This window comes from Paludisphaera rhizosphaerae (assembly GCF_011065895.1).
Classification (GTDB): domain Bacteria; phylum Planctomycetota; class Planctomycetia; order Isosphaerales; family Isosphaeraceae; genus Paludisphaera; species Paludisphaera rhizosphaerae.
In genome coordinates, this window is the sequence record NZ_JAALCR010000064.1 from 1 (window position 1) to 13,510 (window position 13,510).

A 13,510-nucleotide genomic window follows, 5' to 3' on the forward strand; every position below is an offset into this window, starting at 1 on the left:
CAATCCCCGACGCGGTCCACGGTCAAGAAATCAACCCCCTTTCCGACCCGGAGGGCGAGGACATCATCGAATGTCAGGCTCGAGTCGACGTCCCGGACGAGCCAATCTGCCGCTACCGCGGCACCGTCGCCGAATTCATCCGTTACGCGGCCGGAGAGCCGGTTAACCCAATCGATCGTCCGGAACTTACTGGCTTCTCAACTTCCCAGCCGAATTGAGGGAAGTGATGCGCGAACACGATCAGGTCCGACAGTTGTTGCTGGACGAGATCCGGGAGCATGGTCCGAAGGTCTTGGTTGAACTCGCGGAGTTGTTCCGGGACATCGGCCCTAGCGCGGTTCGGAACCGATGTCCGACGTCGGGGGCGATCGCCCTGAGATTGCGCTGTCCGGCCTGCGGTTGTCGGGACAAGACCCTGATGGTCGTCCCCAATGGAGACGACTTCTTGCCGTACTTTGCTAGTCGGGTCGAGTGCCAGGCCGTCGTCGAGAGGTCGGGCCGGTCAGTCGTTTGCGGCCATGTAGGCGAGCTCTCGTCGTTCAAGGTTCGTGAAGACAGACCCCCTTTGGTCCAGCCTCCTCTCTGATGTCGGCTGACCATTTCAGAGCCCCCAGACGTGCCCACCTCCAATCCCCCGTCCTTCGCCCAGCGGCCCGTCCTGGCACCTCCTAGAGGCCTTCTTGGGGCGGCCTGTCCTTGTCCCGGAAGCCGGGATGAAAAACCTCAATCAAAATGTGAGGAATCTGTTGCGCAACTGTTAGTTGCTGGGTATTGTTGGATAGAGACTCACCACGCAACGCCGTCCAGGAAGGGCGGCCACAGCGATAGGAGGCAGCTACCGTGACCACCAGCGAACGCGTCAAGCTCAACTACAGCGCCCGGGACGGCCGGCCCACCAGCCTGTATCTCGACGTCGCGACCCTGGAACTGCTCGAGAGAATCCAGCGAGTGGAAAACATGAGAAATCGCTCGTCGGCCGTCCGCCTGGCCGTCGCCCTCTGGGCCGAGCAGCAGGAGGTCAAGTGATGAATCTCACCGAATCGGTCCAGGAGAAGCTGGAACACTACCATGGCGAAGCGGCTGACGTCCTGGATCGGTACTTCCGGCAGGGGGAGCGGTTCGCGCCGACCCTCCCATACCCGGACGACCCGATGACCCAGGATCTGCTGGAGATGATCCGGCTGCGACAGGACCAGGCCAAGATCGAGACGCAGCAGCGAGAAATCGAGGCCCGTGAACGGGCCGAGTTGTTGGCGTTCATGTGGGCTTTGGTCGACTGATCGCCCTCTTCGCTGACGAGTTCCTCCAGGCCGCCTTCGGGCGGCCTTTTTTGTTGCCCTCCCACAAGCCCTCAGGACGCGCCCTCCGTCTTCCCCGTCCGATCCATGCGGCCCGTCGGCAAGGAGGCCTTGGCGGGGCTTCTAGGGGCCTTCGTGGAGCGGCTTGTTGGGTCGGCACCTGCCGGGTGGAAAAGCGTTTTTCATTCTGTTAGAAATGAGTTCACTTCTCGAATCACGAGACGTGCCGGCGCAAGTCGACTCTCGGTCGTCGGGTAGCATTGAAGTCGTGGCAGAGACGCTCCACCGACGAAAGGCTTCACCCATGGCGACCGTCACGATTCCCGACCTCTCTGCGGTCTACTCCTGGCTTAAAGCCAACTGGGGCTCGATCGCGGCCAGGACGGCCGTCCGGTCCGAGGCTCGTCGACTCGGGCTCTTCCCGTCCAAGTGACCCTACCCAGTCGGAGGCGGCAAGGATGCCCCTGCGAGCGCTAGCCAATCCCACGTTCGCCAACGGTACGACCGCCGCCTTCGGGCTGCTCCTGGCGACCGTCAGCGAGACCCAGGTTTCCCAGTGGTCGGGCCTGTTCCTACTCGGCTGGGCTGCGGTCCTGGAGGCCTACCGCCGCTTCTCGGCCCTCCGACGGGAAGAGGCCCGCGCCGACATGGCAGCCAAACTGGCGGACCTCAAGGCGGAAGCGGTCGCGCTGGAAGCGAGGATCGGCGGGTTGCGGTCCGAACTGTCCGGGCTGGAGATCGCCCGCAACCAACGATTCGTCGAGACCGGCGAATAAGGAGTTCCGCAATGTCCGCCCGACCCACCCTCAAGAAGCCGTCGTTGTTCCCCTGGTTCACGTTCGTATGGGCGTGCTTCGGCGTCGTCGGCCTCCTGGCGATCCCGCACCTAGTCCGATCCCAGGCGGCCCACCCCGTTCAGGCGTTGGCGGCCCCCGTCGTCGTCGTCGACATCGAATCCCAGGTACAGGCTCTCTCTCGCCGGGTCGCCCACCTCGAGTCGGAAGTGGCCAGCCTTCGTGCCCAACCCGCGGCGACCTTGTCGGCCGAGCTCAACGCCCTTCGACGTCGCTACTCTCAGCAGGCCGCCGTCGTCGCCTCGCATGGGTCGGACTCGACGAGCGTCGAGGAGTTGGGGGCGGGTCGATGAGCGAGCGTCACCTCTATCTGAAGGAAGTAGAGATTCCGGACGCGGCTCTTGAGTTGATCCGCCTGGCTGCCGGCCCCCAGGCGATCGGCCTGGAAGTGGTGGCGACCTCGACGATGTATCTGACCGACGCCGAAGCCCGACGGATGGGCCTGCTGGTTGAAGCCGACGACGACCCCGACGACGACTATTTCGACGACGGCCTCGACGACGAGACGGGCATCGAAATCTAACAGCTTGAACAGCGCGATTCAGGAGTCTCGTTCATGCCCGGCGGCCGCCCCCCGAAATTGACCGCAACGGTCAAGGCCAAGATCATCCAGCTGATGCGGGACGGCAACTTCTTGTCCACCGCTTGCGGCGTCGTGGGTATCAACGTCGAGACCATCGGCTACTGGCGGCGACTCCACGAGTCTGGGGACAAGCGGGCCAAGCAGCACGCAGAGTTTTTTGGTGAATTGAAAACGGCCAGCAACGAGGCCGAGGCCCAGGCCCTCAAGGAGATCCGCCAGGGGGCGATGAACTGGCAAAGCCGGGCGTGGTTCCTCGAGAGACGTTTCGGTGGGAAGTACCTGAAGCCGAAGGATCGGCCCATCAAGCAGGCCGACCAGCTTGTGGACGTGCTTGCCGAGGCCATGAGACGCGCGGAGGAACTCCGCAAGGAGCGGGAGGCCGCCCGGGAGGTCGACGCCGATGCCCACGGCGACGTCGCGAACCCAGAAGGTTGAAGCCCTCGCCCGGCTGCTCGATGTCACCCGCGACGACCCCTCCTTGTTCACTGAGGCGGTTCTGGGATCGCAACCCCTGTGGTCGGGGAAGAGTCGGGGCGTCGTCGGACAGCGCGAGTGGGCCGATCTTCTCGTCGACTATTCCGAGGTCGTGGTGGCCGCGGGCCACGCCCTGGGCAAAAGCCATTTGATTTCGGTCGTCGCCTGCTGGTGGGCGTGGACTAGGCCGGGTTCGCTCGTCGTGGTCTTCTCCCCGTCGCTGGGTTCGCTGTTGGAAACCACCTGGACCAGCATCGCCCGAACCCTGAACGGCTACCACTTCGGGGGTCGCGAGTACAAGCCGCGGCTCGACCTGGGCGCGACGATCAGCAAGGGCGGCCAGTCTAGGCCGTCGATCGTGTTCCCCAACAGGAGCCGAATCCTAGGTTTCGCATCCAACAAAGAAGAGTCCCTGTCCGGCTTCCACAACGCGGACTTGCTCGCGATCCTCGACGAGTCTTCCGGCTTGAACCCGTTCGTGTTCAGCGCCGTCGCCGGACTCGGCGCGCGCAGGACGTTGATCCTCGGCAACCCCCTGACCCGGAACTGCGAGTTCTACACGCGATTCCAGCTGGGCCTCGAGGCTCGCAAGAAGGGGTTGCCGCCCGCTGTCTCGTCGATCGCGGTCAGGGTTCCCTCGACGGATTCTCCTCACGCCGGAATCGCGCATTCGCCGCTGGGCCTGGCCGATGCGACCTGGCTGCAGAGGCGGCGTGAGGAGGAGGGTGAGCATAGCGCCTGGTTCCGGGCTCACGTCCTGGCCGAGTGGCCCGCCGAAGAGGCGGAGGTCTTGATCCCGGTCGACGTCTTGGATTACGCGTTGTCCGACGACTGCCGAACCGCGGCCGAGGCGTATCGCCGGCGCGCGAAACCCGGCGAGAATCCCATCATCATCTCGGCGGACGTGGGCCAGGGCGTTGGCAAGGCCAAGAGCGTGATCCTGGCCCGCGACTCGTTCGGCGTCCTGGAAATGGTCGCCGACGCTCATCTCGGGATCGAGGGGGCGGCCCAAGCGGTCGCCCGGCTCAAGCACAAGTACGGCGTCCCCGACTCCTCGATCACGTACGACGGCAACGGCGACACCGGGACTCGCATGACCGCCGCCTTGAAAGTCGAGGGTGTCCTGAACGCCTGGGCGTTCTTCGGCGGGGACACTTCGGCCGAGTGGTCGAAGAACTTCGCCAACGCTCGCAGCGCCGTCGCCTACTGCCTGGCTCGGAGGTTGGGTCGTGGACACTTCCCGGGCGTGCCGCCCGGCAGCCCTTTCAGCATCCCACGCGATAAAGAACTTATCGAGGAACTCAAGGCCCTCCACGGAGTCGCCCGCGGAGACGGCAAGTCGGCGCTCGAGGACAAGGCCGAGACGGCCCGCCGCCTGAAGCGCTCGAGCGACTACGCCGACGCCCTTGCCATGAGCTTCATGAGAGAGGCCCGGAGGAAGTAATGTACGACTCGCTGCCGCCGCCGGACCGCCCCCTGACCGACTACGAATCGGCCATTTACAGAGAGGCCCTGGCAGGATTCCCCGACGAGCAAGAGAGGCTCTCCGAGGCCGTCCGCGTGCTGGCCTACTACGACCTCGACGGGGCGCAGTTCGTGACCCGGAACGCCGGGGATTACGACGGTCAGATTCAGATCGAGTCGACCGGTTTGACGAAGCGCTGCGTCGACATTTTGACTTCGCTTTCCTACTCGCCTCCCCCTTCCCGGCAGATCCTCGACGACCCCGCGGCGGACAAGTTCCTGAACGAGGCCTACGGGGACAACAAGATCAACAGCTTGATGCACCGGGCCGACTCCCTGGCGACCCTCCTGGGCTACGCCGCGGTTGAGGCGGTTCCGGCCGTCGGGTTGAAGCCCGTCCGGCTCTATCTCTGGAACGCGAGTGAACTGATCGTCCGGGCCGAAGAGGAAGATGCCACGGCGATCGGTCACGTCATCACCCGCGACACGGATCCGACCGGCAAGATTCGCTATACGTGGTGGACTCGCGATTTCCGCCGGGTCTTCGTCGCTCGCCAGTCTGGTCGGCTCGTCACTTCCGGGGGCCGTGCGACGCAAGAGGTCCAGGCGACCATCAATCCCTTCTCGCGGCTGCCGTTCGGCATCATCCACCACGCCCTACCGGTCTCTGAACTCGTCGTCCCGGGCATCGGCTGCTGGCTCGCCGATCAGGAAGCGGCGATCGACGAGAAGCGGTATCAGTTGAGCCTCGGCGTCAAGAAGTACCTCCTGCCGAAGGCCTGGGTCGGTGGAGTCTCGGCCGAGTGGCAGCCGAGCGACGTCGTGGGCGAATTCTTGCGGCTGCCCGCCGAGTTGCTCGCGCAGGGTTCGTCCCAGCCCAGCCTCGGCTACCTCCAGGCCCAACTCAACGTCGAGCAGGCCGAGGCGCACATCGACCGCTCGATCTCTCGAACCCTCGAGGCGATTGGAGTGCCGGAGTCGATCTATCGAATGGATCAGACTTCGACCGTCTCAGGTGACGCCATCGAAGCCGAGCAGAAACCCCTGACGGACTACACTCGATCGAGGCAAGAGACGTTGAAAGTGTGCGAGGGAGACGTCGCCGAGGCCGTCCTGGCGGTCGGCGGCACCTACCTGCAGCGGCCCGATCTCAGCGCGGCGGGAAGAGGCGGCGCGAGCTTGACCGTATCGTGGCCCGAAGATCTCGTTTCGGTGCCCGGAGCGGACCAGGACACGCAGGACCGGACCGCCCTCGAGATGGGTCTTCAGAGTCTGGTCGACGTGACCCGGCGGCGGTTCAGGTTGAGCAGCGACGAAGAAGCCGTCCGGCGGCTTCTCAAGGTTCAGCAGGACAACGCCAAGCTGGCCGCCCTCGGCATCATCCCAGCGCTGGCCACGGACGGCGCTCAGAACGCAGAAACAGGAGCAACCCCTTGAGCGATTCCACGACCCCGAACGTCCCGAAGCCCAACGCCGAGGCGGCCAAGTACCGCAAGCGAGCGGCCGAGTACAAGGCCCGGGTCTCCGACCTCGAGACTCGGCTGGCCGAGATCGAGATCGAGCGCGACGCGGCCATCACGAGCCTCAAGACGGCCCCCACGAAGGACGCCGCTCGCATCGTCGAACTCGAGGGCCAGATCCGCCTGCGAGATCATCGCGACGCCTTCGGCCGCCTGGCCGCCGGCAAGATCCGCCCGGAGGCGCTCCAGGACGCCTTCACTCTCAGTGGCTGGACGGCCGACGCTGATAAGATCGATGAAGACAAGATGGGGGCTGCGATCGGCAAGCTGCTCGAGACGCGTCCCTACCTGAAGGCCGAAGAGGCCAAGTCCGAGCCGGCGGAATCCGGCGAGTCCGCCCCGGTTGAGCGGCACCTCAACCCGTCCGCGGCCAAGCCCCAGCCCGTGAAGGGCGCAGGCCGAGGCCCGGCCCCTGAAACCGCCGCCAAACACCAACAGAGCGTCTGGAAGCTCTGAGACAACGGGGACGTAGAAAATGTCCAACTCGATCGTCGCACAGCAGGTCTGGATGCCTGCGTTCATCGGGAACCTGCACAGCGTCAACGTCGGCCTCAACTTCGTAGACGACTCGCCCGTCGTGGTCTCGGCCGGCTCGGCTAAGATCCTCTCGGCCGGATCCATCACGGCCGGCAGCTACACGCCCGGCACCGACTTCACGCTGATGGACGCGACCGTCACTGGGAACACGCTGACGCTCGATCAGAAGCCCTACTGGGCCGTCGGGATCGACAACGTCGAGGAAGTGCAGACCAACCCGCAGGCGGTCGCCAACCTCACCCGTGAGGGGGCCTATGGCATCTCGGCCTCGATCGACGCCTACCTGCTGGGTCGCTACACCTCGGCCATCACCGCGAACAAGCTGACGGCCTCGGCCGGCGCGGCCATCGACATGTCTAGCGTGGCGATCTACACCAAGATCGTCGCCGCGGGTACGGCCCTGACCAAGGCCGGCGCCCCGATGTCCGGCCGTTGGATCGTGGTCTCCCCGGAGACCCACGCCCGGCTGCTTCAGGACACCACGTACTTCGTCCGGGCGAGCGCCCTCGGCGACATGGTGGTCACGTCCGCTCGCTTCGGGACGACCGTCTCGACCACCCCCGGATTCGTCGGCCAAATCGCGGGCTTCGACGTTTTCGTCTCGAACAACCTGACCACGGCTTCCGCCGGCGCGAACGCCTACCTGGTCTACGGCCAGGGCAAGCCGATCCACTTCGCTTCGCAGCTTGGCGAAGTGAAGGTGGCCGAGGCCTCCAAGCAGTTCGGCTCGATCATCAAGCAGCTGGTGGTCTTCGGAGCGGCCGTCCTGGGCCCCAACACCGGCCGGATCGGCTCGATCTACGTGGTCAACGCCTGAGCCTCCGTGCGCGTCCCCCTCTCGGCGTGTGCTCCTGGCGCCGGGAGGGGGCGCCTATACACGCTCGCGTGAATATGATTTTTCATCCTGTTAGGTGGGGCCGCCGCCGATGAACCGAGTCACCTGCCGCAAGGGCGTCGACGGCTCGTCGATCACCGTCGCCCTCCAGCGGCGCGGCGTGAACGGCGGCTACGTCGACGACGCCTCGACCTTCACCGCCGACGACCCCCTGACCTGCGTCCTCTGGCCCGGCGGGGATCTCGCCTCGGTCGCGACCCTTCCGGCATCCTGGGTCTCGGCGGACGACGGGGCTGTGCAGGTCGACTTCCCGGCTTCGGCGTTCGCGGACCTCGCCCCTGGCATCTACAGGGCGGCCGTACGCCTCGCGACCGACCCGCCGGTCGACCTGGCGTACCTCGAGGTCGAGCTTGAGGCCGGTCCGGCGACGGGAACGGCCCGGCCCGTCTACATCACCAGCGACGACCTGCAAGAGGAGTTCCCCAACTTGGAGTCCATGTTGGGGCACGTCGACACGGATCAGACCGGCTTCGCCAAACTCCGGGCGGACGCCCGCGATTGGTTGGATCTGCTCGTCCTCTCGCACTACAGGCCCTCTGACGTCGTCGGACCCCTGCAGTTCTCGATCCCCTGGATCCCGGCCCAACCCGAGACCAACGCCTGGTTGGCCGACTACCTGGCTGGGGATTGCCTCCTGCTGACCACCCCCAACGGCCGCCGTCTCATCAAGGCTCAAACCTATTGGGTCCTGGGCCGGATCTTTCGGAGAGCGGCCAACGCCTCAGCCTCGGCGGGCAACCTGTTGGATATGGCGAGCCACTACGAGATGCGAGCCAGCGACACGATCGCGACGTCGATCGCCGAAATCGACACGAACGACGACGGCTCGGCCGACCTGACGATCAGCCTCCGAACCACCGTCACCAGGAGGCGTTGAACGTGGCGAGCATGAACAAGCCCAGCCTCCCCCGGGGGAACCGAAGCAGGGTCTACCAGCGGATCGTCGAGTTGATGCAGACGGATCCGACCCTGTCGAAGTTCTTCCCGGTTCCGGCCGCCTGGTCCGTGTGCGACGGCAAGCCCTTCAACCCCGACTTGGTCGGCGCGACTCCCTTCGTTCACCTCGTTCCGCGGCCCTACACGACCGCCTGGTACGGCCCCGATTCGATGGCTGGGATCCTTCAGGTCGACTGCTTCGTCTGGCTCCCGGGCAATTCGCTCGGCCAGTACAACGCCCTGGACGCGCTGGACCTCTGGGAGATCCTCGAGCAGGTCTTCTACCCCCTGAACGACCGGGAGAAGCAGCAGGCCATCCGGGCGTCGCTCGTCGCCGAGGGGGCCAAGACCGGTCTCGTCATGTTCTCGCAGCCCGCCACCCAGCAGCAGGCCCAGGACAAGGGATTGGTCAGCTACGGGGCGCTTCAGATCGACGTCACCCGCCGGATTTCACCCTGACGCAAGGAACGCATAGATGGCTACTGAGGTTTGCTACCTGGTCAAGGAAGACCACCATGGCGTTCCGGTCGCCGATCCTGAAGTCGGGACGGACGCCTTCTACTTGAAGCTGAGCGAGCCGAACAGCTTCAGCATGGCGATGAATCCCACGATCGGGACCATCGGCCGAGGCAACGGCGACAGCGGGATCTCTTGCTTCTACAGCGCGCAGACGACCTGCACGGGCAACCTCCAGGGCGAGCTCTACCCGTCCCTGGCGAAGTTCCTGTGCGACTGGGCCATGACCCCGATCAACTCGGCTCGTACGGCCCCCTGGGCGACGACGGCCGGAACCGGGTCTTTGCCCATCGGCGACCTGGCGAGCGTGTCCATCTACCACGCCTACTACATCGACGCTCTGGGGGCCTGGATTCGGAAGAGGTATTCGGGCGTCAAGGTCCTCTCGGGCTCGATCGCGGCAAGCACCTCGGACCCGATCGCCAAGTTCAATTTCGCGCTCCAGGGGATCCGCAACGATCTCAACGCCGCGGGAACGGTCGCCGACCCCGACGCCACCGAGTTTCCCCTGCCGACCGACGCCGATTATCCGTGCGGCCCGTTCTTGTACGTCGACCTGGCCGGCGGTCTGAAGATCGCCACCAGTCGGACCGACTTCGGCAGCGTCAACTTCGCCTGGGCCTCCACGATCGCGCCTCAGTTCTTCGAGTCCCGTTACGTCCGGTCGCTCCGATACAAGGGCCGCGGCTCTTCGACCCAGTTGACCGTCGACCTCCTGCTGCAGTCCATGACCGATGAGACCGCCTACCAGACCCTCGTAAAGCAGGACAGCCACCTGAAGTTCGACAACGGCACGAACTCCCTGACCATCGACCTGAACGGCAACAACGTCTTCAACAGCCGCACCCGGAACCTCGATTACAACGGGCCGTTCCTCTGGCAGGGCGTCCTGCTCAACGGGTTTGACGCGGCCGTCGGTTCCGATCTGACGGTCTCGGCCACCTGATTCGGGGGGCCTCCGGTCGTGGCCAAGCGCAAGCCCTATTTCATCGTTCGGTGGCAGCCGCCCACCGAAGTCGCCCGCCTCCCGAAGGCCGAGCGGCTTCGGTACTGGGCGTTGGCCGCGGAACAGGTTCTCAAGGTCAAGGACGGGGATCTCGCGAAGGGCCTGGCCGCCGATGGGAAGCCCCTGGGTCGGCCATCGACGAAGTGGCTTCGACATCGGCGGTCGGCCATGACTGCCACCGGCTCCGGCGACCCTTCGGCGCCCCTCTTCCAGCCCGGGAACGAACTCAGTCGCGTAAGGTCTCTCCTCACGGCCCGCGGCTACGACGGTTGGGTTCGCGTCTGGTGGAGGTACGACCCCCACACCCACCGGGAGTGGGGCGAGATCCTCGCTCATTGGGCCTCTGTGAAGGGCGAGCGATGGAACGTTCTGGGCATGCCTGAGGTTTCCGTGAGGGCCGCCAGGAGGCAAGCAGAGGCCTCGTGGCGCAAGCAGGCGATCCGCCAACCCGTCGACATGAAAACCGTTTATCAACCTGTTAGAAATGTCCACACGTTGCCCGTTGAGAGGGGCGGCCGGCGACCTCAGACCCTGGACGTCCACACCGGCTCCATGGAGGAGATCGCCCGCGCTTCCCGCGACGGACGGTTCTCCGGCTGGATGACGCCCACCCAGCTGGATCAGTTCTGGAGGGAGGGCCGAGCGGTCAAGCCCGTGGGAATCCCTTCCCGGACGGCCCCCGTCATCCTTCGGGGCGTCGGCAATCGGCAGCTGGAAGCGACGTGGGGGGCCTCCCCGGTTCCCCCCAAACCGACGCCCGGCTTCCTGCGCAAGATCACCAACTGGTTCTGGGCCCAACTGGGGGTCTAAGGGAGCGGATCGTGGCTCAAGTCAACCTCACCGGCCTGGACCGCACGATGCGGAAGTTGAAGGGCCTCGAGTACCTCACCCCGGCGAACCTGATGGCGTCGTGGGCCCGGCTCGCTGAGGAGGACAACCGTCGCGGGATCATGGCCGGGGAGGACAAGGACGGGGCCTACATGGTCGCCGTCACCTACCGGCCCAAACGGCCGATCCTGTCCAACCGCGGCAACGCCGCCAAGGACCGCCGCAACGGGGCCCGTGCGAACCTCAAGAGGGGGAACTTCGCCGGCTTCGGCCCGATGGCGGCCGGCCTCCACAACAACCTCACCCGTCGCGAGTACGAGGCCCTGGCCGGGCCGCCGCTCGCGCCCCGTGGGGTCTTCAGCCGGGTGGTCACCAACTTCGTCACGGGCTGGTTGTCGGATCCGTCGCGTCGGGTCTGGACGCTCGTGAGCGGCTGGGCCGACGTGGTCGACACGAAGGGCCGGACGTTCCTACTCAATCATTTCGAGGGTCGAGGGCATCTTCCCGTCCGCGACCTCCGAGGGGTCCGTCCCCAGGGGTTGGCGAAGATGAGGACGGCCTTCACCAAGTGGGCCCGCGACGAGATCAGGTTCCACCTGTGGGGCTGAACCGATGCCGATCACGACCGAAGAATTCCAGCTGATCCTCGACCTCGGCAACAGCGGCAAGGACGTCGCCGAAGTCAACGCCGCCATCGCGAAGCTGAAGCAGACCAGCCAGGAGGCCGGGAAGGCTTTCGAGTCGCTCGAGAAGCCGGCAGAGTCGTCGTCGAAGTCCATGGCCTCTCTGAGCCGGGGGGCCTTGCAGACTTCTCAGGCCCTGCAGGACGTGGCCCAAGGCGGGATCGCGTCGGCACTCAACAACGTCGACGGCATCGTGGGTTCGCTCGCCAAGGGCTTCGGCCTCACGGCCACGTCCGCGGCCGCCATGTCCGCCGGCATCCTCGGCGTCGGCACGGCCCTCCTGATCGCGGGTCCACCCCTCTACAAGTGGTATCAGTCGCTTGCCGAGGGATCCAACGAGATTCCGAAGACGACCGACGCCCTCAACGCCTACACGGAGGCGATCAAGGACAACGCCAAGTGGCTCGAGGAGGCGGCCTCCAAGGGTTCCCTGACCGACGCCGAACTTGTCGAGTACAACCGGCGGCTGGCCGAGAACACGCAGCTTGAGAAAGATTCCGCCGAGGCGAAGAAGGCCAAGGCGACCGCCGAGAAGCTGGCCGCCGTTCAGACCAAGGAGGCGGCGGCCGACGCGAAGGCGGCGGCGGACATCCTCCAGGACGCCCTCGCCGGCAAGACCGACGACGTCATCGCCAGCGTCACGGCGAACATGCGGGGGGCTTCCAAGGAGTTGAGGGACGCCTCCAAGGTCTGGGAGTTGACCAACAAGGAGTACAGCGACTCCCTGGCCAACGCGACCGACCCAGGGCGGATCAACGACATCATCGCGATCTACACGAAGAAGCTCGACGAGCAGCGGAAGACCACCGACGAGATCCGCAAGCGGATCGGCTCCGACGCGGCAAACCTGGTCGGGGACGCCGTTCTCCAGGGATCGCAGGAAGCCATCGACAAGATCGCTCAGTTGACCAAGGGCAACAGTGCCTTCGCGGACGTCTTCAAGTCTGTCAACCGCCAGCTGCAAGACCAGCGGATCAAGGAGGCGACCGAGGGCTGGGACGAGGTCGTCAAGTACATCGACGACCAGGCCGCCAAGGTGGCGAAGAAGAGTCAGGAGGCCGTCGAGAAGGCTGCGGACATCGCCTGGGCGGGGCTCCGCAAGCTCAACGAAGATCTGGCCCGCGAAGCGGAGAAGGAGCAGGAGGCCGCCGACAAGGACGCCCGCGACCACCCCGGTCAGGACGTCATCCGCGATGTCGAGGCATCCGACTTCCAGCAGACCGCCATCGATAAAAACGGCCGCGAGAAGACCTTCGGTGCCCGCCTCTCCTCCGATCAGGTCAGGGCCGCCGCGGACGCCGCCGGCCAGTTCCAGCGTGATTTCGGCCTGAACGATCGCTCGGCGGCCCAGGCGGCCATCCAGGAACAAATCATTCGCAATCAACAGCAGATGGCCGACCGCCAACAGCAGTCGATGGTCCGATTGCAGAACATCTACGGGCAGGCCCAGACGGTCCCCTCCCTGCTCCAATGGGGAGGGCTCTGATGGCTGGCGTCGGCACCGACATCTACATCGACGGCTCACTGGTCGACCTGGCCGAAGTCAACGCCTGGCCGGACCGCCTGGACCTCCGGCTTGAGGGGATCTCGACCCTGTCGCTCGGCCGACGTGGGGGATCGCTCCCGACCCTCCCCGACCCCCTCATGGGCAAGCCCGTCCGGGTCGACTACAACGGGACGACGGTCTTCGCCGGGGACGTCTATGACGTACAGGCCGACTTCACGGCCGAAGGCTATGGGAACACCTACCAGGCGAGATGTCTGCGGAATCGCGGCGACCAGGTCCCGTTTCAAGACGCCAACACGCTGACCACCACGGCGAACTACAACTACCCGAGCGACTCGGAGTTCTACTTCGCCAGCCGGGCGGGCCTCACGGTCGGGGAGATCGTCCGGGACTGCCTGGAGATGGCCAC

General features: G+C 65.4%; 18 protein-coding genes and 1 pseudogene. All 19 read left to right on the forward strand.

Features of this window, described 5'->3' with window-relative positions; all coding sequences use genetic code 11:
* On the forward strand, window positions 1-218 hold a 218-nt coding region (locus G5C50_RS32470), incomplete at its 5' end, for a hypothetical protein (protein WP_206107941.1).
* Between the two features lie 622 nt (window positions 219-840).
* The gene (locus G5C50_RS31660; protein ID WP_165076000.1) at window positions 841-1,026 is read left to right on the forward strand and encodes a ribbon-helix-helix protein, CopG family; all 186 of its coding nucleotides are present in this window, start codon (window positions 841-843) and stop codon (window positions 1,024-1,026) included.
* A complete protein-coding gene (locus G5C50_RS31665; RefSeq protein ID WP_165076002.1) occupies window positions 1,026-1,280 on the forward strand; it encodes a hypothetical protein in 255 nt (84 codons plus the stop codon). Before G5C50_RS31660 ends, G5C50_RS31665 begins: the two co-directional genes overlap by 1 nt.
* 322 nt (window positions 1,281-1,602) lie before the next feature.
* A complete protein-coding gene (locus G5C50_RS33015) occupies window positions 1,603-1,731 on the forward strand; it encodes a hypothetical protein (RefSeq protein ID WP_255487612.1) in 129 nt (42 codons plus the stop codon).
* A 25-nt stretch (window positions 1,732-1,756) separates the two neighbouring features.
* Window positions 1,757-2,074: a hypothetical protein gene (locus G5C50_RS31670; RefSeq protein WP_165076004.1), complete on the forward strand. Its 318-nt coding sequence runs from the start codon at window positions 1,757-1,759 to the stop codon at window positions 2,072-2,074.
* Between the two features lie 11 nt (window positions 2,075-2,085).
* Complete coding sequence (locus G5C50_RS31675) at window positions 2,086-2,445, forward strand: hypothetical protein (RefSeq protein WP_165076006.1); 360 nt, start codon at window positions 2,086-2,088, stop codon at window positions 2,443-2,445.
* Complete coding sequence (locus tag G5C50_RS31680; protein WP_165076009.1) at window positions 2,442-2,675, forward strand: hypothetical protein; 234 nt, start codon at window positions 2,442-2,444, stop codon at window positions 2,673-2,675. The genes G5C50_RS31675 and G5C50_RS31680 overlap by 4 nt, the downstream gene beginning before the upstream one ends.
* Before the next feature lie 33 nt (window positions 2,676-2,708).
* Entirely contained in the window at window positions 2,709-3,170 is a 462-nt protein-coding gene (locus G5C50_RS31685) for a hypothetical protein (RefSeq protein WP_165076011.1), read from the forward strand.
* Complete coding sequence (locus tag G5C50_RS31690) at window positions 3,136-4,653, forward strand: hypothetical protein (RefSeq protein ID WP_165076013.1); 1,518 nt, start codon at window positions 3,136-3,138, stop codon at window positions 4,651-4,653. The genes G5C50_RS31685 and G5C50_RS31690 overlap by 35 nt, the downstream gene beginning before the upstream one ends.
* Entirely contained in the window at window positions 4,653-6,110 is a 1,458-nt protein-coding gene (locus tag G5C50_RS31695) for a hypothetical protein (protein ID WP_165076016.1), read from the forward strand. The genes G5C50_RS31690 and G5C50_RS31695 overlap by 1 nt, the downstream gene beginning before the upstream one ends.
* Window positions 6,107-6,649, forward strand: coding sequence for a hypothetical protein (locus G5C50_RS31700; protein WP_165076018.1), 543 nt, complete (start codon window positions 6,107-6,109; stop codon window positions 6,647-6,649). The genes G5C50_RS31695 and G5C50_RS31700 overlap by 4 nt, the downstream gene beginning before the upstream one ends.
* 19 nt (window positions 6,650-6,668) lie before the next feature.
* The gene (locus G5C50_RS31705; protein ID WP_165076020.1) at window positions 6,669-7,547 is read left to right on the forward strand and encodes a hypothetical protein; all 879 of its coding nucleotides are present in this window, start codon (window positions 6,669-6,671) and stop codon (window positions 7,545-7,547) included.
* A gap of 109 nt (window positions 7,548-7,656) precedes the next feature.
* Window positions 7,657-8,502: a hypothetical protein gene (locus tag G5C50_RS31710; RefSeq protein WP_165076023.1), complete on the forward strand. Its 846-nt coding sequence runs from the start codon at window positions 7,657-7,659 to the stop codon at window positions 8,500-8,502.
* A gap of 2 nt (window positions 8,503-8,504) precedes the next feature.
* The gene (locus G5C50_RS31715; protein ID WP_165076025.1) at window positions 8,505-9,020 is read left to right on the forward strand and encodes a hypothetical protein; all 516 of its coding nucleotides are present in this window, start codon (window positions 8,505-8,507) and stop codon (window positions 9,018-9,020) included.
* A 16-nt stretch (window positions 9,021-9,036) separates the two neighbouring features.
* Window positions 9,037-10,023: a hypothetical protein gene (locus G5C50_RS31720; protein ID WP_165076028.1), complete on the forward strand. Its 987-nt coding sequence runs from the start codon at window positions 9,037-9,039 to the stop codon at window positions 10,021-10,023.
* A gap of 18 nt (window positions 10,024-10,041) precedes the next feature.
* Window positions 10,042-10,893, forward strand: coding sequence for a hypothetical protein (locus G5C50_RS31725; RefSeq protein WP_165076030.1), 852 nt, complete (start codon window positions 10,042-10,044; stop codon window positions 10,891-10,893).
* An 11-nt stretch (window positions 10,894-10,904) separates the two neighbouring features.
* On the forward strand, window positions 10,905-11,519 hold the full coding sequence (locus G5C50_RS31730; protein WP_165076033.1) for a hypothetical protein: 615 nt from the start codon (window positions 10,905-10,907) through the stop codon (window positions 11,517-11,519).
* A gap of 4 nt (window positions 11,520-11,523) precedes the next feature.
* Window positions 11,524-13,080, forward strand: a complete 1,557-nt coding sequence (locus tag G5C50_RS31735) for a hypothetical protein (RefSeq protein WP_165076035.1) — start codon at window positions 11,524-11,526, stop codon at window positions 13,078-13,080.
* Window positions 13,080-13,510 (forward strand): annotated as a pseudogene (locus G5C50_RS31740) (hypothetical protein); the annotation flags it as partial. The gene G5C50_RS31735 and the pseudogene G5C50_RS31740, both read left to right, overlap by 1 nt.